Annotated in this window: 12 protein-coding genes and 1 pseudogene; 8 read left to right on the plus strand and 5 right to left on the minus strand. The window is 66.0% G+C overall.

Going from position 1 to position 21574, the window contains the following annotated elements:
* The first annotated feature begins 84 nt into the window (after positions 1-84).
* The gene (locus OG844_RS01155) at positions 85-1086 is read left to right on the plus strand and encodes a helix-turn-helix domain-containing protein (protein WP_406387484.1); all 1002 of its coding nucleotides are present in this window, start codon (positions 85-87) and stop codon (positions 1084-1086) included.
* A 140-nt stretch (positions 1087-1226) separates the two neighbouring features.
* Here the strand turns inward: OG844_RS01155 and OG844_RS01160 are convergent, their stop codons facing one another.
* On the minus strand, positions 1227-2675 hold the full coding sequence (locus OG844_RS01160) for a dihydrolipoyl dehydrogenase family protein (protein ID WP_406395953.1): 1449 nt from the start codon (positions 2673-2675) through the stop codon (positions 1227-1229).
* 236 nt (positions 2676-2911) lie between these two features.
* Positions 2912-3943, minus strand: a complete 1032-nt coding sequence (locus tag OG844_RS01165; protein ID WP_406387485.1) for a hypothetical protein — start codon at positions 3941-3943, stop codon at positions 2912-2914.
* An 801-nt stretch (positions 3944-4744) separates the two neighbouring features.
* Here OG844_RS01165 and OG844_RS01170 point away from each other — a divergent pair.
* Together OG844_RS01170 and OG844_RS01175 are read left to right on the plus strand one after the other, a co-directional pair.
* Positions 4745-5617, plus strand: coding sequence for a Bax inhibitor-1/YccA family protein (locus tag OG844_RS01170; protein WP_406387486.1), 873 nt, complete (start codon positions 4745-4747; stop codon positions 5615-5617).
* A 671-nt stretch (positions 5618-6288) separates the two neighbouring features.
* A complete protein-coding gene (locus OG844_RS01175; RefSeq protein WP_406387487.1) occupies positions 6289-7389 on the plus strand; it encodes a DUF475 domain-containing protein in 1101 nt (366 codons plus the stop codon).
* 779 nt (positions 7390-8168) lie between these two features.
* Here the strand turns inward: OG844_RS01175 and OG844_RS01180 are convergent.
* Positions 8169-8594 carry a TIGR02611 family protein gene (locus OG844_RS01180; RefSeq protein WP_406395954.1) on the minus strand — a complete coding sequence of 142 codons (426 nt, stop codon included), beginning with the start codon at positions 8592-8594 and terminating at the stop codon, positions 8169-8171.
* A 343-nt stretch (positions 8595-8937) separates the two neighbouring features.
* Here OG844_RS01180 and pspAA point away from each other — a divergent pair, with 343 nt between their 5' ends.
* Positions 8938-9216, plus strand: coding sequence for a PspA-associated protein PspAA (gene pspAA / locus OG844_RS01185; RefSeq protein WP_406387489.1), 279 nt, complete (start codon positions 8938-8940; stop codon positions 9214-9216).
* 507 nt (positions 9217-9723) lie between these two features.
* Here the strand turns inward: pspAA and OG844_RS01190 are convergent.
* Together OG844_RS01190 and secY are read right to left on the minus strand one after the other, a co-directional pair.
* A complete protein-coding gene (locus OG844_RS01190; protein ID WP_406387490.1) occupies positions 9724-9993 on the minus strand; it encodes a hypothetical protein in 270 nt (89 codons plus the stop codon).
* 224 nt (positions 9994-10217) lie between these two features.
* Positions 10218-11528: a preprotein translocase subunit SecY gene (gene secY, locus OG844_RS01195; RefSeq protein WP_406387492.1), complete on the minus strand. Its 1311-nt coding sequence runs from the start codon at positions 11526-11528 to the stop codon at positions 10218-10220.
* A gap of 1298 nt (positions 11529-12826) precedes the next feature.
* Here secY and OG844_RS01200 point away from each other — a divergent pair.
* From OG844_RS01200 to OG844_RS01215, 4 genes and pseudogenes are all read left to right on the plus strand, one after another.
* A complete protein-coding gene (locus OG844_RS01200) occupies positions 12827-14323 on the plus strand; it encodes a sugar ABC transporter ATP-binding protein (RefSeq protein ID WP_406395955.1) in 1497 nt (498 codons plus the stop codon).
* Positions 14313-16350: pseudogene (locus OG844_RS01205) on the plus strand (substrate-binding domain-containing protein). The gene OG844_RS01200 and the pseudogene OG844_RS01205 overlap by 11 nt, the downstream one beginning before the upstream one ends.
* Before the next feature lie 33 nt (positions 16351-16383).
* Complete coding sequence (locus OG844_RS01210; protein WP_406387493.1) at positions 16384-17292, plus strand: ribokinase; 909 nt, start codon at positions 16384-16386, stop codon at positions 17290-17292.
* A 932-nt stretch (positions 17293-18224) separates the two neighbouring features.
* A complete protein-coding gene (locus OG844_RS01215; RefSeq protein WP_406387494.1) occupies positions 18225-21080 on the plus strand; it encodes a S8 family serine peptidase in 2856 nt (951 codons plus the stop codon).
* Positions 21081-21574: the final 494 nt, after the last annotated feature.

Raw genomic sequence — 21574 nt, forward strand, 5'->3', positions numbered from 1 at the left:
CCACCATCAGGTATAGTCCAATATTCAACGACATGTTCGGCAGGTACACCTGCCGGCACTCGCCCGCGCCACCAGGGAGGCGGCATGCTTGAGGCAGCGGGCCTCACGGCAGTCGAAGAGGCTGTCTACCGGCTTCTGATCACGAATTCAACGGCGTCGGCCGACGAAGTCGCCTCGCAGACCGGTCTCACGTCCGGGCAGGCCGAGGGTGTCTTGGCGGCGCTCGCCACTATGGGGCTCGCGAGTCCCACCGACCGGCAGCCGAGCCACTTCACCGCGTCCCCTCCCGATGTTGCGTTGCTGCCGCGTCTGCAACGCAACGCGGACGCTCTCGATCAGGCCCGGGCCGCAGTCACCGACCTGCTGGAGAGCTACCGCGGCACCAGGCGCCGCGGGGACGCCGACCAGCTCATCGAGGTCATTACCGGCGCCGAGGCTCTGCGTCAGAACTTGCGGCAGTTGCAGGAGAACGCACGTCACGAGATGTTGTGGTTCTGCAAGGCCGAGTATGTCGCCATGCCTTCCGGCAGCAATCGTTCCGAGTACGAAGCTCTGGATCGCGGGGTCCGCTACCGCGTCCTGTACGAGCGGGCATTCTTCGATGACGACGGCGCGGTTGACAACGTTGTTGAGGCTGTCGGCGCCGGCGAAGTCGCGCGGTCGGTTCCCCACCTCCCCCTGCGGCTCGCCGTCGCCGACCGGTCCATCGCCATCTGCCCGCTGGTACCGGGCGGGCCTTCCGGGAGCCCCATCGAACCCACCGCGGCGCTGCTTCGCGACAGCAGTCTCCTGGAGGCGCTGACGGCGCTGTTCGAACGCTACTGGGAGGACGCTGTGCCGCTGCACGTCAGCGGCGTCGGTGCGGTTGACGTCACCAAGGAGGCCCACGGCACGGGCACCCTGCGCGAGACCGACCGCCGGCTGCTCTCGCTCCTGGTCGCAGGCGTGACGGACAAGGCCATTGCCAGTCATATGGGATTGAGCCGGCGCACGGTTCAGCGCCACATCCACCAGATGATGACTCTCGCGGGCGCCACCACCCGTATGCAACTGGCCTGGCAGGCTGCCCGACGTGGCTGGTTGTAGCAACGGTTTCGAGCGCGGCGGGTGCCCGATCCGGCCCTGGTGCAGGCGAGCCGTCGCCTGGATTCCGTGGACATGGGCCTGCCGGACGGCCTCGCGCACCACCTCACCCTGGTGAGGGTTTTCATGTCATCCCGGTCGCCTCACTTGGCGCGGTCGCGGTAGGTCTCCAGGAGGCGGAGCCAGACCTCACTGATCGTCGGGAAGGCGGGGACTGCGTGCCACAGTTGTTCCACGGTTGCCTCGGTGGTGACCGCGACAGTCGCCGAGTACAGCAGTTCCTGGACTCCCGGACCGACGAAGGTGACGCCGAGAACCGTGCCGTGGTCGGCGTCGATCAACATGCGTGCCTTTCCACGGTAGCCCTCGGCGTACTGGGCGGATCCCGCAAGATGGGCAAGGTCGTAGTCCACCACGTCAACTGGTCGCCCGGTGTGCTCGGCTTCCGGAGTCGTCAGGCCCACACTCACGACATCCGGGTCGGTGAAGATCACCTGGGGGACGGCCTTGATGTCGGCCGTCGAGGCATGCGCGCCCCACTTTCCGATGTCAAGCGGCTTACCCTGGGCGCGTGCCCCGATAATCGCGCCTGCGATCCGTGCCTGGTACTTGCCCTGATGGGTCATCAGTGCCCGGTGGTTGACGTCGCCGACCGAATAGAGCCAGCCTTCGGTGATCGCGCTCACGCGATAGGTGTCGTCCACCACCAGCCAGTCCCCCGGTGTGAGGCCGACCGTCTCCAGGCCGATGTCCGCGGTATGGGGAGAGCGGCCGGTTGCGATCAGGATTTCGTCTGCGGTCAGCGAGTCGCCGGTTGACAGAGTGATCTGTACTGGGCTGTCCGGGCCGTTCTGGCGTGCCACCTCGCTCACCGTGACCCCGAAGCGCAGGTCGACTCCAGCCTCCTCCAGGGAAGCAGCCACCATTTCTCCGGCGAAGGGTTCCATACGGTGGAGCAGCCCGCTCCCCCGCACCAGCAGAGTGACTTGGGAGCCGAGCGCCTGCCACGCCGTTGCCATCTCGACCGCGACCACTCCGCCGCCTACTACGGCCAGTCGGTCGGGCACACTGCGGGCGGCGGTCGCTTCACGGTTCGTCCAGGGGCGGACCGATTCGAGTCCCGGAAGGTTCGGGAACGCGGTGACGGTGCCCGTGCACACCCCGACGACGTGCCGTGCGGTGAGGCGGACCGTGTCGCCGTCGGGGGTCTGGACTACGACCTGCCGGGGGCCGTCCAGACGCCCATGGCCCCGCACCAGGTCCACGGACACTGAATTCAGCCAGTCGACCTGGTTCTCGTCCTGCCAGTTGGCGGACATTTTGTCGCGGTAGGCAAAGACTGCGGGAATGTCCAAAGGTCCCTCGACGGCGCGCCTGAGGCCTGGGATGCGACGTGCGTCGGCACGTGCAACTACCGGACGTAGCAGCGCTTTGCTGGGTTCGCATGCCCAAAAGGAACACTCGCCGCCGAGCAGTTCGTTTTCCACGATCACTGAGGTGAGGCCAGCAGCGCTCGTTCGTTCAGCCAGGTTTTCTCCTGCAGGACCGGCACCGAGAACAACGACATCGTAAGTCCGAGAACTGTCACTCATGCCCACTCCAGCCGCTCGTTATTGATGCTCTCGGTCTACACGACGGGTAAGCCCGGGAGCGACTTCCCTCGCCGCTGCTATGCGGCGTTGGTGGCATATCTTCTTCGGTACTGTGCGGATTCCCCTTCTATTTGATCCCCGCATTGCCACATCACCGGACCGGCCCGGGGCATGTGGCGACCTGCCGCGGCAGCTGCAGGCCGCGTTGCTGCTCTGCGCCCACGGGCCGCCTCCGGTCATGGCCGGCCTGTGGCCTTCGTTCTCGAGAGCTTCGGCCGGGCCGCGACGAGCAGGGCAGCCCCGACAGCCCAGATGGCCAACGTGATCATGGGCATGAGCATCGAGGTGTTCTGGAAGTAGCTGAGGTTGCCGATCGCGCGGACGGCTGCCCCTGGGGGCAGCAGGGGCGAGATGAAGTGGGCGGGACCGGGCAGCAAATTGGCCCCTATGACCGCACCGCTGGTGGCATTGCCCAAGGTCAGCAGGAGGAGTGTGGCGACGGGGACACCAATGGGGCCCATGTAGATACCGAACAGTTGGGTGGTGAAGGCCGCAGCAGCTGCCAGCAGTGCCAGGGTGATGGCCAGAGGAATCACGGGTGCTGGCACTGCGCCGAGGGCGGGGCCCGCCAGAACCGCAGCAAGGATGCCTGCAGCAGCGGAGAAGGCGGTGATGAGCACGAAGCGGTAGCGCTGGGGCAGCACCGCTCTGAGCCCCAGCACGCTCTGCGCGAGAACAAATCCTGCGAGTGTGACACCGAAGGAGAGGTAGAACCCCGCCAATCCCCGGGCGTCGTATTTGACCAGGGGGATGACATCGTCGACCGTCAGTCGCTGGTCGGTCTCCTGTGCGTACGTGCGCACGAGGCCCGTGACGATGCCGGTGGTGGACTGCCCATTTGCTCCGGCGACTTCGAGGTGCAGCGCACCGGCACCGGGGTTCTGGGTCAAGGACGCCACCACGTCGCGGCTCTCGAGCGCCTGCCGTGCCGCGGCGGGGGTAGCTGTGTGGACAATGTGCGCGCTGGTGCCCAGCGCGTCACCTACCTCATGGGCCAATTGCTCCCCTGTCACCGCTATCGGAAGCTCGTGGGGCTGTGGATTTCTTTGGAGGCCGATGTAGGCGCCGATGAAGCCAGCCAGAATGGCCAGGCCGATCAGCGCCGGCTGCAACCACGCTTTTGTCGGTACCCGGCTTCTTTCCGCCGTGGCGGGCGCGTCGGACCCGGCGCTCCCGGCAGAGCCGGCACTGCTGCGGTGGGAGTTCAAAAACGCCTCCGTAGGTGCAGTGAGGGCGCATCTCTACTCTTCGGGTTGCGCACATGGGCCCGGCCCATGAGGGCTGCAGGCGTCCGGGACCTCGTCCTGCAGACCCTCCCTGGTGGGCGGTTCGGTCGTTCCGGGCGCGCACTCACGGCACGGAGGCACTTTCGTCCGTTGCGCCCAGTCTCCCATCGTCGCCTCGTCGTCGCCGCTCAAGAGCCGGCGCACCCGATCGGGCGGACACCCGCAGAGAGCAGTGGCCCCATGGTGCTCGGGGTGGCTCTGGCCTGGGCGCGGTTGGCCCTTTTCTGCGGTGTTCGGCACCGGCCGCTGCAGAAAGGTTCGCCCAGGCCGATGTGCAAGCGCCGAAACAGTCCTGGCCCCGGTGTGCAGCAGGAGGGTGATCGCCTCGCTCCCTAGGGCGCAGGCGTCGTGCCGGAAAAAGGGCTCACCATGTACCTCTTGAGCAGGGTGAGGCCGACGTGGTCTGCCTCGGCGGACAGAGCAGTCCGGCTGCACCCACCACCCGGGAATCCGCCTCTGCGGGACTGCGCGAAAGAGTAGAGACTGGGCGGGTAACCCCGAAAGATGCGGTCTGGAGACAGCGTCTCTTCGTAGCGGCTCACGGATGTGCTCACCGGGCTTCCGAGAGGGTGCGCCGGTAACGAAGCTTCACCGTCTGCAAAGAAATACGAGGCGAAGTCCCGGACAGTCTTCGTAGTGGAGAGGGTTCTCCCCAGAAGCCGGCACCACCCGCCTTGTGTGGGTTGCCCGGCCCAAGGCACCCCCTCGAAAGAGCTGAGTGAGATGAAGAGCTGGAATCCCCTCCTGAAGCCACAAGCGGCAAATCGCCGCAGCGGCTCGTTGGACCTTCAAGAGCGGGCCTCCGGGACGAACGGTGCGCCAGGACGGTCCAATCCGTACGCCAAAACTGTCAGCCTGACCAAGGGCGCATGGGGCAACGACACCGCCCCGTCCGGCACCGCCGGCGTAGCGATGACCATGGACGACGTCGTGGTCCGTACGACAATGACACTCGGTATGGTCGTGCTCGGGGCGGTCTTGTCATGGGTGCTCCTGCCGGTCGACGAGGAGAACCTGAATACGTCGTACGGCATCGCGGTGGGTGCCGCCCTGGTGGCTTTCATCCTCGCCCTCATCCAGGTGTTCACGCCCAAGCCGGTGCCTGCGCTGATCCTCTCCTATGCGGCGTTCGAAGGTGTCTTCCTCGGAGTGATCTCCAGCGCCGTGTCCACCTACATCAGCCCTGGCGTCGTCGTGCAGACGGTGCTGGGCACGATGGCTGTCTTCGCCGGCGTACTCATCGCCTACAAGCTTCGTTGGATCCGCGTCACCAGGCGCTTCTACGGATTCGTCATGGCAGCGGCAGTGGGATTTTTGATCCTGATGCTCGCCAACCTGCTGTTCTCCGCGTTCAGCCGCGGCGACGGGCTCGGTTTCCGCAGTGGCTGGCTCGGCCTGCTGTTCGGTGTCGTCGGAGTGCTCCTCGGGGCAGCGTTTTTGGCGCTGGACTTCCGGCAGGTCGAGGACGGCATCAACGAGGGCGCACCACGGGAGCAGTCCTGGCTCTCCGCTTTCGGCCTCACTTTGTCCCTGGTCTGGATCTACCTTGAGATCCTGCAGTTGCTGAGTTTGATCCAAGGTGACGACTGGACCTGAGCAGGACGGTCTGGACAGATTGCCGCCGCAAGAGGTCCGGGGGCTCACCGCTGGCTGAAGGGCAGGGGCAACTCGCTTCGAGTCACCGCATGCGTGCCCGTAATGCCGGTCCGTCCGAGACTCGCTGACGGTGCTGCCATGGTGTTGCGCCGGGATGCGCTGAGCCTCTCCGCCTTCCAAATCTGTGATCTGGCCGAAGTGCTGCCCGGTCAGGGCCCTGACCGGCAATGCCCGCTACGCCCGACTGCACTTGCACCAGTTCCTCAAGTGGGCGCCACACTGTCACGCCCTTGGGGCACTGGGGTCACAGGCCGAGGGTATGCGTGGGATCGGTTCATGCTGCCGAAGCCCCGTGAAGCTTCGGCCGTCTCGAGCGGCGACGTTGCATCGCCTTCAGCATCGTTGCGGGGCTGGATGGGCCACGGGAAGCACATCCGGCGCGGCGTTCGATTGCAAGCACGGGTTCGCGGGGTGGCTGAGCGGGGTCAGGAAGAGTGAATTCCCACCATGCGCATGCCGCCACTGACGGTCGCACCGACGCAAAAACGAAAGTACAGAGGGCAAGCATCTAAACTGCCGAAATCCGCCCGAAGTTCGCATCATGAAGCTGCGTCAGGCGCGGGATACCGCTCAGCTGCGAAGAATCCGTTACACACACGAAGAGGTAGCCAGTGCTTCTGAAAACCTTCGGCTGGTCGTTCGCGATTACCGCGGCTGGCTTGGTTGCGGCGGTGTTCTACGGTGGGTGGATGGCATTCGGGATCGTCGCGATCCTGTCGGTCCTCGAGATCTCGCTGTCCTTCGACAATGCGGTGATCAACGCCGGAATCCTGAAGAAGATGAGTGCCTTCTGGCAGAAGATCTTCCTCACCGTCGGTGTGCTCATCGCGGTCTTCGGTATGCGGCTGGTCTTCCCCGTCGTGATCGTGGCCATCAGTGCTCAGTTGGGGCCGATCGAGGCAATTGATCTTTCGTTCAACGACCCTGACCGGTACAAGGAACTGGTGACGGACGCGCATCCGTCCATCGCCGCCTTCGGTGGCATGTTCCTGTTGATGATCTTCCTCGACTTCATTTTCGAGGACCGGGACATCCAGTGGCTGCACTGGATCGAGCGTCCGCTCGCGAAGCTCGGCAAGGTCGACATGCTGTCGATCTGCGTCGCGCTGATCGTGCTTCTGATCGCCTCGATCACCGTGGCTACCCATGCGCATCAGCACGGTGGCGGGCACGCGGACAAGGGTGAGACCGTCCTTCTGGCCGGTATCGCAGGTCTGATCACGTATCTCGTGGTCGGTGGCCTCTCCGGGTTCTTCGAGAGCAAGCTCGAGGAGGAGGAAGAGCAAGAAGCAAAAAGGGCCGGGGGCTCTGCCTCCGTGACGGTTGTCGTGGGCAAAGCCGCGTTCTTCATGTTCCTCTACCTCGAGGTGCTCGACGCGTCCTTCTCGTTCGACGGTGTCATCGGCGCCTTCGCCATCACCAACGAGATCGTGCTGATGGCCCTCGGCCTCGGTATCGGTGCCATGTACGTCCGTTCGCTCACCGTGTACCTGGTCCGCCAGGGCACGCTGGACGACTACGTCTACCTGGAGCACGGCGCGCACTACGCGATCGGCGCGCTGTCCATCATCCTGCTCGTCACCATCCAGTACGAGATCAACGAGATCATCACCGGTCTCGTCGGCGTCGTGCTGATCGGCTGGTCCTTCTGGTCCTCGGTGCGGCGCAACAAAGCCCTCGCAGCAGCCAGCGGGGGCCCGGAGACCACCTAGCCGGCCATCTTCCGGGCATGAGGCGGCGCGCGAGACGGACTCTGCCGACCGGACACGACTGCGTCCGGCGTCCGATGCGCGCAGTTTGCACCCGCCCGTGTGGGGCGGGCACTGTTCGCCGGCCCCGGTCCATCTGGGCTCCCTGCCAACCGTGACCGCCGCACTGCGCCGGCTGGGCGCGTATCTGTGGTTGGTCCGGACACTGCTCCAGCGGGTCGATCCGAAGTGAACAGGGCCGGCTCCAGTCGGCTCTTGAGTCGGCGGGAGCTCCGGGCCGCTGAGTTGGCGGCGCTCCTGTGAAGCGCCTGCTCCGGGCGCGCGAAGGAATTGCGGTGGCGGATCCAGGACGATGGGCCGCACATGATTCCCGGGGAGTCAGGCGCCGGGTCGCCGTGGCTGGGGAAGCACAACCCCGTGGCGCTCCAGGCAGTCACTGCTCGGGCGGGACTGAACCGGGCGATCAGGGTTTGGAGCGAGAGGCGGAGCGAGGGCCATACCGCACCAGGCAAACGAATAGGGTTCGGCCAGATAGCCCCACACGTCGCGGCTTCGCAGGTAGGCGTCCCTGGCATTTCGCAGGAAATCAAATATCTTGTGCACCTGCCCAACCCCCTTAGGGAAAACCGTCCCCACCGGACGCGTCCAGCACCAGAAGGAGATACAGAGAGACCGATCCGGCGGCACCAACCGGCTTTGATATTAAACGGTCCTGCGAGCGCACTACGCGTTTGTTGTCCAGCCTCACTGAATCTAAAAGGAGTGCGCGCGGACCTCATCGCTCACCGCAGCATCACGAATCCGTATTCCCATACGGAGAGATAGACGGCGGCAGCAATGAGCACCAGCGCCACCGTCAGGATGATCAGGTTCCTGCGCCGGACTGCGGGATCCCAGGCCTTTTGGGCGGCATCGGTGACCTTACGTTTGACCCACCGCAGCAAGAGCTGGGCCCAGACGAACTCGGTTCCCCAGATACCCACACCAAGGAAGATGACCACCCAGCCGGGGCCGGGCAGGGGCAGCAGCACGATCCCGGCACCGACCACGGCGAGACCGGCGATGAAGACTCCGATCTTCCAGCTTGTGTGCAGCACGCCGGAGCGCTTGATGAAGGAGGGAGCCCGGGATCCCAGGGCCCTGTCTCGCGCATTCTCTTGTGTATCCAGACCGGTCTGGGGAGAACCGTTTTGCAGAGCCTCGGACATGGACGGGCTCAGATGCCCGGTGGCACCGGATTGTTCACTGTTTTCTCCGCTGGATTTCATGCCGCTCAACCTCACCGGACGATGTGCCGCAGTCTGTCAGGATACGCCCACAACCTGGCGCACAACACTCGCCGGAATAGGGGAACTGCCCAAAATATTCGCCGGATACTGCCACCCCTGATTTCATTCGTGTAATTTAGGGCAATGAACGATAGACGCCGGAGGCGTAGTTCTAATTCCCCCCGTCGAGGAGTGGGCATGAAAGGAGTGCCGCGGCATGCGGGCGCTTGGCGTTTCTGGGACTGTGAGCGTCCAGGGGTCGGCAGCGCACCAGGGAGGCAGAATGATCACGAGGATCATGGGGGAAGGGCAGTGGAGGCTGGCAGACGCCCATTTCCCCGAGCTCAACAAGCTGGACGACGAGTTGCTGGCCGAGCTGGAGAGCGGTAACGAGGACGGCTTCCGGCGCACCCTCGTGGCCCTGCTCGATGCGGTGCGTCGGCTGGGGGTTCCGCTCCCCGACGACTTCCTGGAGCCCAGCGAGCTGATTCTTCCGTGCCTCGACGCCTCGATGGACAGCGTCAAGGGGATGCTGAACGACGACGGCCTCATCCCGGGCTGAACGAGCACGCCAGCGGGCGGCACGTACCCGAGAGGGCTGACCGGTCCCACGGGTGATCAGAGCAGCAGCTCCCGGCGCCCGGACGTGGGGCCTGCTTCTTTTGTGCCGGAGCCGGCGGCCAGGGCCCGGCCCGTCTGCTGACTGCCTTCGCACGGCCCCGGCCGGCCTGGCCTGCGGTTGGTGCGGCCGATGCGGTCGCCCCTCTCGTGTCCCCGTGGGGCCGGGGTTACGGGTACACACCTCTGCGGCGATCCGTGCCGCTCGCTCAGCAGGGCAGGAAGTCAGCGGGATGTGTCGGCGGGTCGGCCAAGCAGGCTGCGGCTCTCCGACTCGTTCACCAGGCGAGGTGCGCAGCCGGCCGCTGATCCGCTGAAAGGGAGCGGCTCGGGTCGTTTCCCAGGCAGTGCGCCACTTCGCGGACGCCTGGTCAGGTGTCATACGGGGAACCGGGCTGGGCTGAACGGGTTGCCGCTGCCGCGCAAGGGCCGGGCGCCGCCTTTGACGGCGTCAGCGCCTGTCCCCACGCCAGTCCCACCACTGCGGATCAGTGGCGCGAGGCCCGTACTCGGAGCAACCGCCTGGTCCGTAGGTTCCGTCGTCGGTGGCCAGATCGAGCCCGTTGGCGATTTCCGCTGCGGAGAGGGCGGTGATGTCGATGAGCAGTCCGTCGAGCGGGCCACCGACCAGCTCCCGGTACGCACGACCGGTGTGCGGGGCGGCGCGGGAGTCGTCGGGGTCAGCACGGTAGACCCGACGCTGCTTCATTTCCTCATCCATACACGCATATTCACAGCCCCCTCGAATGCCGGCGACCGATGAACGATGGACCCTGAACGGTTCGGGGTACTGCCAATGCTCGCCTGCGGTGATGGGGCAGTTCGACCGCGAGCGGTCACCCCGTTGGCCGACGCCTGTGGCCTCCCCGCCCAGCAGGGCTGTGCGCGTTCGCCACAGGTCGCATTCTTCCTCGGGTACGTTGCCCGATCCGGGTGAACTCCCGGTCAGCGGAGAAAGCCGGAGTAGTCGTGCTGCTGGAGCTGGCTGGTGATCTGTTTGACGGTCTCCAGACCGACACCCACGATGATCAGAATGCTGATGCCGCTGAGCTGGCTGGCTCCGCCGTAACTCGCGAACGCCACTGTCGGAAGGAGGGAAATAATTCCAAGGTAGAGCGCACCTGGCCACGTCATCCTGTTGATTACATACCCCAGGTATCGCGCAGTCGACTTACCGGCCCGGTAGCCCGGGATGAAGCCGCCATGTTTTTGCATATTCTCCGCGATCTCATCCGGATTGAATGTGATGGAGACGTAGAAGAATGCGAAGAAGACGGTGAGGAGGAAAAAGGTGATGACATAGTAGGGATCGCTGCCCGTGACGAAATTGGATTCGATCCACGCCTTCCATCCGGAGTCGGAACTGGAGAACTGCGCAAGGAGGGCGGGAATGTAGAGCAGCGAGGACGCGAAGATGACGGGGATCACGCCCGCCTGATTGACTTTCAGGGGAATGTAGGTGGACGAGTGGCTGTAGGATTTTCGCCCGATTACTCTCTTGGTGTATTGCACCGGGATACGGCGCTGGGCCTGCTCGACGAACACCACCAGACCTACCAGGACGAAGCCGATGGCCAGCACGCTGGCGAAGTTCACCCAGCCATCGGCGATCTTCCCGTTCTGCTTGATGGCCCACAGAGCGCCCGGCAGCGTGGCGGCGGTGGAGATGAACACGAGGATCGACATACCGTTGCCGACACCACGGTCGGTGATCAGCTCGCCGATCCACATGACGCATGCCGTGCCGGCAGTAATGGCGAGCACCATCATGGCCGTAGTGAAAACTGATTTGTTCGGCACGATGTCCGCTGCAACGGGGCAGCCAGTGAACAGGGCTCCACTGCGTGCTGTGGTCACGAGTCCTGCGCCCTGGAGAAGCGCGAGCCCGATCGTGAGGTAGCGGGTGTACTGCGTTGTCTTGGCCTGCCCGGCCTGACCCTCTTTTTTCAGTGCTTCCAGCCGCGGAATTACAGCGGTGAGCAGCTGAATAATGATACTTGCCGTGATATACGGCAAAATTCCCAGCGCAAAGATGGTGATCTGCAGCAGTGCGCCTCCACTGAACAGATTCAGGAGGCCCAGGAGCTTGCTGTTGTCGGCCTCCACTGCGTCGATACAGGTCTGCACATTCGGGTAGCTGACACCGGGGATCGGGACATGTGCCCCGAAACGGAAAATGATGATCATGCCGAGCGTGAAAAGTATCTTCTTACGCAGGTCAGGGGTCGTGAAGGCCTTGACGAACACGGTGAACAAAGCGCCTCCTTCGCTCCTGCTTCAGCAATGCAGAGGCGATTGTCTCGAAAGATGCTGAATCATCGGTGCAGAAGCGCTTCACCGTAAGAGCACGATCGCCGAGTCCTCCAGGAGGCGTCCCGTGCCCGGCCCGGCAACACAACAGACTCCCGGTGCGAGCGTGCCACGCCCCCAGCCCTCTCACGACTCGGCGATACCAGGCTGTCGGCGCCGCCACCGCGCTTGTCACACGGCAGTCGGTCCGGGAGAGCTGTTTGAGGGTTTAGGCCGTTCGCGCCGTGATGCGTCAGGCAGCGGGGCGGACAGTCGCTCTGCCGGGGCGTCACTTGCTGCGGAGGCGAGCAGGAGACGTCGCTTGCGGGTCCGGATTCGACCAGCTGCTCCGGCTTTCCCGAGTCCGGGTACCGCAGGACCGTGGGCCCGGGCGGAATGGCGTGGGGAGTCCGGCCCCGGAGGGCCGCATACAGGGTGAGTACGGCCGGGCCGAAACGCGAAACGGCCGGGACTGGGGCACCGTCGGCAACCGCAGCGGCCGAATGCAGGCCGGTGTGCGTCGAGGTATTGGACGCCCGGTGAGCCGGTACCCGGCCGCTGCACGTCGAGCAATGCGCGCCCGAGCTGATCTTCGGCACGTCGCGGTCGACTGCCGTCCCGCTCGCTGGCCCCCGGCGCCCGGGTGCGCGTCGCCCGCACGACTGGGTCGGCGCCTGCCGGACCAGCCTCGGTCACCAAGGTGGCCCGGCGGGACCCAGTGTCTTTGGCTGCGGAGGTCGTGAGATGCAGCTCACTGTCCCCGATGGATTGGTTTGACGGAAATAGCCGTTACCTCCTTAACAGGTTATCGACTCCGGACGGCAACGGGCTGCACTGCATGACCGGCCGTTAGAGGCACCGCACCAGTGCGGCGTTGGGATCTCACTTCTTGGCCGGAGCCCTTTCGACCCCTTCATGTAATCGATTCCATAGGAGGTGAATCATGGAGAGCCGACTGACGGTGCTCAGTCCGCCCGCAGCCGCACCCGGCAGCGGGCAGGCCGGAACACTCCGTGGTGCACTCGCGTATGCGAACCATGCGCGGCCGGGCATGTGCACCGGTCCGGCCGGCTTCCGTGCCGGCAGCGGGCGCCGGTTCACCGACAGCATCACGCCTGCCGGGCAGCGGGTCCGCGTGCCCGCCTTCGGGCTCCGGGGCCGGCCGGTGCAGGCCCTTTCCCTTTACGTCCGTACTCCGTGGGCGGGCGCCTCTGCGGAAGCGAAGGGGGCCCCCGGTGAACAGCAGTAGCCCCGTGCTCCTGCGCATGGAGGGTGTACGCAAGGTCTTCCCTGGCGTTGTGGCACTGGACAAGGTCGACTTCGAGCTCCGCCGTGGCGAGGTCCACGTCCTGCTGGGCGAGAACGGCGCGGGCAAGAGCACCTTGATCAAGATGCTTTCCGGCGCCTACCGCCCTGACGCCGGGCGTGTCCTGCTCGAGGACCGGGAGGTCCGCATCCACGGTGCGCAGGATGCCGAGAAGCTCAAGATCGCCACGATCTACCAGGAGTTCAACCTCGTCCCCGCACTGAGCGTCGCGGAGAACATCTTCCTGGGCCGTCAGCCCCGCCGCTTCGGGCTGCTCGACCGCAAGAAGATGAACGCCGACGCAGCTCTGCTGCTGGCGCGCGTGGGGGTGGACGTCGATCCCCGCACGCCCGTCGGTGAGCTGGGCATCGCCCGCATGCAGATGGTGGAGATAGCCAAGGCCCTGAGCCTGGACGCCCGCATCCTGATCATGGACGAGCCGACCGCGGTGCTCACCAGCGACGAGGTCGCCAAGCTTTTCCGCATCGTGCGCAGCCTGCGGGCGGACGGTGTCGGCATCATCTTCATCACCCACCACCTCGAGGAAATCGCAGCGGTCGGCGACCGCGTGACGATTCTGCGCGATGGGGCGAGTGTGGACCGGGTCCCGGCAGACACACCCGAGGACGAACTGGTCCGGCTGATGGTGGGACGCAGCATCGAGCAGCAGTACCCGCGCGCCCGCAGCGAGGCCGGCCCGCCGCTGCTGCGCGTGCGCGGGCTTTCCCGCAGCGGCATCTTTCAGGAGATCGACTTCGACGTGCGGGCCGGTGAGGTCGTCGGGCTGGCCGGCCTCGTGGGGGCCGGGCGCACCGAGCTCGTCCGGGCCGTCTTCGGAGCCGACCCCTACGACTTCGGACTTGTCGAGGTCCAGGGCAAGCGCCTGCCGGGCCACGACATCAATGCAGCCATGGACGCCGGCCTCGGCCTGGTCCCCGAGGACCGCAAAGGACAGGGCCTTCTCCTGGAGGCCAGCGTCCAGGAGAACCTCGGACTCGTCACCTTGCACCGCTCCACCCGGTTCGGGTTCATCGACCGGGCAGGCCAGCACGGGGCCGCCCAGCAGATCGCCGAACAGCTCAAGGTCCGGATGGCCGGCCTGCACCAGCACGTGGGCACCCTCTCCGGCGGCAACCAGCAAAAGGTCGTCATCGGCAAATGGCTGCTTGCCGACACCAAGGTCCTGATCCTCGACGAGCCGACCCGCGGCATCGACGTTGGCGCGAAAGTCGAGATCTATCAGCTCATCAACGAACTGACGGCCTCCGGGCACGCCGTGCTGATGATCTCCAGCGACCTGCCCGAGGTCCTGGGCATGAGCGACCGCGTCCTGGTCATGGCCCAGGGCCGCATCGCCGGTGAACTGCCCGCCCACGAAGCCACTCAGGACGCCGTCATGGCACTCGCCGTCGGCACCAGGCCCTTTACCGATACGGAGCACTCCCGTGGCCACTGACACCCTCAAACCCAGCAGGAAGGCCGGCCGCGGCGCGGCCACAGTGCGTCAACTGCTCCTCAACAACGGTGCCCTGACCGCGCTGATCGGCCTGACCGTGGCCCTGTCCCTGCTGTCCGGGGACTTTTTGACCACGACGAACCTCCTCAACGTGGGCGTCCAGGCTGCCGTCGTCGCGATCCTGGCCCTCGGTGTCACCTTCGTCATCGTCTCCGCCGGCATCGACCTGTCCGTCGGCTCGGTCGCCGCCCTGTCCGCAACCGTCCTGGCCTGGACCGCGACGTCCGCGGGCCTGCCCATCTGGCTCGCACTCCTCATCGCCGTAGCCACAGGCATAGCCAGCGGCCTGATCAGCGGCATGCTGATCGCCTACGGAAAATTGCCGCCCTTCATCGCCACCCTTGCGATGCTCTCCATCGCCCGGGGTCTGACCCTGGTCATTTCCCAGGGCAGTCCCATCGCCTTCCCCGACTCCCTCTCCCACCTCGGTGACACCATCGGAGGTTGGCTGCCGGTACCCGTCCTCGTGATGATCGCAGCCGTCGTCATCACGGCCGTGGTTCTCAGGCGCACTTACATCGGCCGCTCCATGTACGCGATTGGAGGGAACGAGGAAGCAGCCCGCCTCTCCGGGATCCGCGTCCAGCGCAAGAAGATCATCATCTACGCGCTGTCGGGACTGTTCGCCGCTGTCGCGGGAATCGTCCTGGCCTCACGGCTCTCCTCCGCCCAGCCGCAGGGAGCCATCGGCTACGAACTCGACGCCATCGCGGCAGTCGTCATCGGCGGCGCCAGCCTGGCCGGAGGCGTCGGCAAAGCCACCGGCACCCTCATCGGCGCGCTGATCCTCGCGGTCCTACGCAACGGTCTCAATCTCCTGTCCGTCTCCGCGTTCTGGCAGCAAGTCGTCATCGGCGTCGTCATCGCCCTCGCCGTCCTGCTCGACACTCTGCGCCGCCGGACCTGATATCCCCGCGGACACGCTCCGCCCGGCGCCTGCCATCGGTTCGTTCCGGCCGGAGCGAACCGTCTGCTCCGGCTCCCCCATCCCTAATCGGCCCACCCTTTTTCCGAACCTGCAAGGAACTCTCATGCGCATCAAAACCGTCAGTGCTGTGGTCGTCTCGGTCGCGGTGGCAGGGCTCGTCGTCACCGCCTGTGGCCCCGGCTCCTCCTCTTCCTCCTCCGACGTGAACGTGGGCCTGTCGATCTCCACCCTCAACAACCCCTTCTTCGTCCAGCTGAAGGAAGGCGCCCAGGCCGAAGCGAAGACCCAGAGCATCAAGCTGACCGTGACGGACGCCCAGAACGACGCTTCCCAGCAGGCCAACCAGCTGCAGAACTTCGTCAGCCAGAACAACGAGTCGATCATCGTCAACCCGGTGGACTCCGACGCCTCGGGCCCCTCGGTCAAGGCCGCCAACCGGGCAGATATCCCGGTCGTCGCTGCCGACCGCGGCGTGAACAAGGCCGAACTGGCCACCACCGTCGCCTCCGACAACGTCGGAGGCGGCAGGCTCGCCGCGAAGACACTGGCCGACTCGCTGGGCGGCAAGGGCACCGTCCTGGTCCTCCAGGGCACCGCCGGCACCTCCGCCGCACGAGAACGCGGCCAGGGCTTCGCCGAAGGCATCAAGGCCTACCCCGGCATTGATGTCGTCGCCCAGCAGAGCGCCGACTTCGACCGTGCCAAAGCGCTCGATGTCACCACCAACCTGCTCCAGGCACACAGGAACGTGAACGGTGTCTTCGCTCAGAACGACGAAATGGCACTCGGCGCGGTCAAGGCCCTGAGCAGCAAGGCCGGTGCCCAGGTGAAGGTTGTCGGCTTCGACGGCACGCCCGACGGCCTCACCGCCGTCAAGGCCGGCACCCTGCACGCCTCCATCGCCCAGCAGCCCAAGGAACTGGGCAAACTCGCCGTCCGCAACGCAGTCAAAGCCGCTGCGGGCGACAAGCTCGACAACACCGTCAAGGTGCCCGTGAAGGTCGTCACGAAGCAGAACGTCGCCGCTTTCACCTCCTGACCACCCTCACTGCCCCTGGAAGGGAGCACCACGGTGTATCGCTACGACGTGCTGGTCATCGGCTCGGCGAACGCCGACCTGATGATCAGCGTCGACCGCCGGCCAGCCGCCGGCGAGACCGTCCTCGGCTCCGATCTGGTTACCCTCCCCGGTGGCAAGGGGGCCAACCAGGCCGTCGCCGCCGCCCGCCTCGGCGCCCGCACAGCTCTCCTCGCCCGCGTAGGCAACGACGCACACGGACGTCTACTCATCGACTCCCTGGCCACTGCCGGTGTCGTCACTCCCGCAATCCGGACCGACAGCGCCCCCACCGGCGTTGCCCTGATCACCACAGACCCGACCGGCGACAACAGCATCGTGGTCTCCCCCGGGGCCAACGGCCGGTTCGGGCCAGCCGACGCAACACGGATCCTGGCCCTGTCGGGCCGGGCCCGGGTCGTCTCGCTGCAGTTGGAAATCCCCGTGGAAACAGTGATCGCCACCGCAGCAGCCGCGTCGGCGTCCGGGGCTCGGATCGTAATGAACCCCTCACCACCCCAACCTCTTCCGCCTAGCACACTCGCTCTGTGCGACCCCCTGGTCGTCAATGAACACGAGGCGGTCCACCTGCTGGGCGACATCGGCCGAGGCGACAGCGGTCCCGAACAATGGGCAGCCCAACTGCTCGCCATGGGACCGCGCTCCGTCGTCATCACCCTCGGCTCCGCCGGCGCCCTGGTGGCCGATGCCAAGGGCACCGTCCGGGTACCGGGTCTGCCCGTCCAAGCAGTGGACACCACCGGCGCCGGAGACGCGTTCACCGGAGCGCTCTCATGGCGGCTCGCCCAGAACGACAGCCTGGCCACAGCCGCACGCTTCGCTGTCCGCGTCGCCGCCTACGCCGTCACCCGACGTGGAACACAACTGTCCTACCCCACCCTTGAGCAACTACGTGATCTCTGACAGAGCCCACAGTTCCTCCTGGGGGGACGGTGCGGGCTGGGGGACGGGATAAAGAGATACAGGGCTTGGGAGCGGTAGAGGGGCCGAGGCCAGTAGGTACCAGGGGGGCGGTTGATGCTGCCTGTGTCACTGCTCGCGGTACCGGACAGCTTCCGTTCTAGTGGTCGTCGCAACACCCAGCCCAGGGGATGCGATGGAGTTCGAAGTCCGGAAGGTCCGGGCGGAGTAGGACCTGTGCCATGGCTGCCTGGCGAACTCGACTGTGAGGCGAGACAGGTGCTCGGTCGGGGCACGTGGTCGATCGATACCACCTGCGGAGACCGGATCGGGATGATCGAGAGCAAGGTGCGCGACGCTTCCTTCGCGGTGATGTCCGGCAAGCCTGACCCAGTCGGCAGTGGCCCACATTGGGCACTACCGCGACCACGTCACCGGTGACAGTTCGTTGCGGAGTACTCCGCATGGTCTGGCCGCCGGGGTTCGCTGGTGTTCCCCCCTCTGACGTGTGCGGAAGCGACGTCAGTCCTCGCGGCGCGGCCGGCGGCCGGTTGCTCCGGGGTGCACGCGTGTCCGGACTTGGTGGGATACCGGTTGGGGCGGGCAGCCGTGGCGAGTTGTCGTGTTTGGGCCATGGCCAAAGGCGTCACATCTGCATCTGGACCTAGTCGGCGCCAAGGCCTTCACTTTCGAGTCGTGAAGATCATGACGGGAAAAGCAGTTGGGCACCGCCCCTCGGCCACCCGGTGTTCGGTCTCGCACGTTGTGCTGCCCTGTTGCACCTCATCTCCTTCTGGAGGACGAACGTGGCCTTGATGTCACGCAGAAGATCAGCCGCCGCAGGCGCGGTTGCGGTAGTGGCCGCTCTCGCCTTGGTACCCCTCTCCCCCGTCCACGCCGCCCCTGGTCCGGACACTGCGCCCACACCGGTCGCGGTGAACGGCTCACCGGGGCCCGGCCGCTATATCGTCACCCTCGCCGACCCTGCAATATCCGTCTACCGGGGCGAGGTCGCAGGCATACCTGCCCGGGCCTCGGGCGGGGGCGGTGCGCTGGACCTCACCAACGAGAGCACCGCCCGATACCGCAAGCACCTCGTGGCCGCGCACCGGGCCACGGCCGCTTCGGTAGGGGCGGAGATCGAGCAGCAGTACACGGCTGCGACCAACGGGTTCGTCGCCGATCTGTCCATCACACAGGTGGCCCGGCTGCACCAGGACCGGCGTGTCCTTTCGGTCGAGCCGGACGCCGAGCACCGCACGACGGATGACCGTAACTCCGTGGACTTCCTCGGCCTGTCGGGGCGCGGTGGGGTGTGGTCCGAACTGGGCGGCACGCGCGCTGCCGGCAAAGGTGTCGTCGTCGGGGTGATCGACACCGGGATCTGGCCTGAGAGCCGCTCGTTCACCGGAACCCGCCTCGGTGCGACGCCACCCCCGGTCAAGGACCCCTTCCGGCCCTACCGCAAGGGCGAAAGCATCGTGATGCGGAAGGCGGACGGCGGCACCTTCACCGGTACCTGCCAGAGCGGTGAAGAATTCACCGCCGATCTCTGCAACACCAAGCTGGTCAGCGCCCGCTCCTTCGGCGACAGCTGGCTCATGGCGGCGACGGATCAGGAGCGGGAGGCGGAGTACCTCTCCCCGCGCGACCTCGTCGGGCACGGCACGCACACCGCTTCCACCGCAGCGGGCCGAAGCGGCGTCGACGTCCGCCTTCAGGGACGCAACTTCGGTGAGATCTCGGGAGTGGCGCCCGGCGCCGCCGTCGCCTCCTACAAGGCACTGTGGGGAGGTGTGGGGATGTCCTCCGACATCGTCGCGGCGATCGACCAGGCCGTGGCCGATGGGGTCGACGTCCTCAACTACTCGGTGGGCACCTTCGCGGAGAGCCACCCCGACAACGTGGTCCAGCAGGCGTTCCGTAACGCCGCCGCTTCGGGGATCTTCATTGCCGCATCGGCCGGCAACCAGGGACCGGCGTCATCCTCGATCGACAACTCCACGCCGTGGCTGACCACCGTGGCCGCGAGCAGCGCGGCACCCTATGAGTCCTCGCTGCGGCTCGGCAACGGACGCATCCACGTCGGGGGCAGCGTCTCGGTCAACGCACCCCTAGGGCCGAAGCCTCTCGTCCTGGCCGAGGACGTGAAACGTGCCGACGCTTCCCAGGGCCAAGCATCGGCTTGCATCGCCGGCACTCTGGATCCTTCGAAGGCCAAGGGATTGGTCGTCGTCTGCGACAGGGGTGTCAACGGCCGCATGGACAAGTCCCAGGAAGTCCTGCGTGCGGGCGGCGCCGGGATGATCCTGGCGAACTTCTCCCAGGATTCCACCGACTGGGACCTGCATCCGGTCCCCACCGTCCACGTCGAGCACGCCGCAGCCGCTGCCATCCGCACCTACGCCCGGACCTTGAACGCGACAGTCACCCTGCTGCCGGGAGGATCATCGAACCGACCTTATCCCCAGGTCGCTTCCTTTTCGTCGAGAGGCCCCTCGGCACGCAACCACGGTGACCTCCTCAAGCCCGACATCGCTGCCCCGGGCGTGGGTATCCTCGCCGCTGTCGCACCCGGGTCCAACCACAGCATGAAGTTCGACTTCCTGTCCGGCACCTCCATGGCAGCCCCGCACATCGCCGGGCTGGCAGCCCTGCACCTCGCCCGGCATCCCCGCTGGTCCCCGATGGCTGTGAAGTCAGCCATGATGACCACGACCACCCCCACCAAGACCGCCGCCGGCACACCCAGCACCGACGCCTTCGCACAGGGCGCCGGTCACGTGCGGCCCACCCGGATGCTCACTCCCGGCCTCATCTACGACTCCGCGGAACACGACTGGCTGGGCTACCTCGAAGGCCTGGGCACCGACACCGGCACCGATACACCGCCCATCGCCGCCAGTGACCTGAACTACCCCACGATCGCGATCGGGAAAATGGTCGGCACACAGACCATCACCCGCACCGTCACCGCGACCACCCCGGGCACCTACCGGGCCTCCACCGACCTGCCCGGCATCACCGCCACGGTCAAGCCCGCTGTGCTGCACTTCTCCAAGGCCGGCCAGAAGGCCACCTTCACCGTCACCTTCCGCCAGACGAAGGCGAAGACAGGCCGCACCGTGACCGGCGCCCTGACCTGGAGCAGCCACCGGGCTGCCGTGCAAAGCACCATCGTCATCACACCGTGGAGCGTCCTCGCCGCGCCCGTCGCAGCAGGACCGGCAGGCACGGGCAGTACCTCCTTCCAGGTCACCCCAGGCGCCGGTCCCATTACTGCGACCGCCCTCGGACCCGTCACCGGCACTCCCCTCAAGGACACACTCACATCGCAAAAGACCGACCAGGGGTTCCGGTTCACCGTCACCGAGAAGGACGAAGCCGTCCAGTTCTTCGCCACCTGCAGCAACCCCGATGACGAGGTGGCGCTCCTCGTCGTCAGAGAGCGTGAAAACGGCGAACCAGCCGAGATCGTTGGCAACACCGCCTGGCTGCCCGAACACCGCCCTGTCGTCAGCGTGACGAATCTGCAGCCCGGAACCTATACCGCCTACGTCGTGTCCCTGTCCGACAAGGACATTCCCTTCACCTTCCAGGCCAACTTCGTCGGCCCGCACACCTCGCCGGCACCACCGCATACTTTCCGGGTCACCACCCCACCCACCCACACCCAGCCCGGAACGCCCTTCAACCTGACAGCGACCTGGAACAACATCCCCACCGACCGCCCGGCCACCGGATACATCAGCTACCCCCAAGGAGCCGGAACCCTCATCACCATCGGCTAACGGTCACCACCCCAACACCCCGCCACGAGAACTAGGGTGACCACTCCCCCTGCCCCCCGGGGGCAGGGGGACAAACGGCAGAAGCACGATCAAGAGCGGGAGTTGCGGACACGGCAAGGAAGAGGTTGTTTCGTATCTCGTAGCAGTTCCCCAGTCGCTGCAGTCGCGGAACATCGGAAGGTCCGTTCGGCGTCCCGTTGGGTCGCTCCCGCCGGAGCGGTGGGTTGTGGTGTCTTCGCTGGCGATCGCGGTGTAATGAACGCGGGCTCACAGAAGGTGGCGGTGCATACCGGTACCTCGGTCGGCGAACAGCGAGCCGGGCCGGTTCCTCAGTCTCCCGCGCATACTGCGGATCCGGGTATCGCGTCCAGCAAGGGCATCAGTCGCGTGACGTTGTCATGGATCCCCGCTGGTCAGCGGGTCGGGCCGGTCTACAAGCAGGTGGCGCCCCTGACGGGTTCGCGCGGCCGAGGCGTAGGTTCGAAGTGAGCCCC

Source organism: Streptomyces sp. NBC_00887, assembly GCF_045207585.1.

Coding starts and splice junctions, on each gene's coding strand:
- OG844_RS01155 (WP_406387484.1), top strand. CDS start 85: ATGCTTGAGGCAGCGGGCCTCACGGCAGTCGAAGAGGCTGTCTACCGG.
- OG844_RS01160 (WP_406395953.1), bottom strand. CDS start 2,675: ATGAGTGACAGTTCTCGGACTTACGATGTCGTTGTTCTCGGTGCCGGT.
- OG844_RS01170 (WP_406387486.1), top strand. CDS start 4,745: ATGAAGAGCTGGAATCCCCTCCTGAAGCCACAAGCGGCAAATCGCCGC.
- OG844_RS01180 (WP_406395954.1), bottom strand. CDS start 8,594: ATGTCCGAGGCTCTGCAAAACGGTTCTCCCCAGACCGGTCTGGATACA.
- pspAA (WP_406387489.1), top strand. CDS start 8,938: ATGATCACGAGGATCATGGGGGAAGGGCAGTGGAGGCTGGCAGACGCC.
- OG844_RS01190 (WP_406387490.1), bottom strand. CDS start 9,993: ATGGATGAGGAAATGAAGCAGCGTCGGGTCTACCGTGCTGACCCCGAC.
- OG844_RS01200 (WP_406395955.1), top strand. CDS start 12,827: ATGGAGGGTGTACGCAAGGTCTTCCCTGGCGTTGTGGCACTGGACAAG.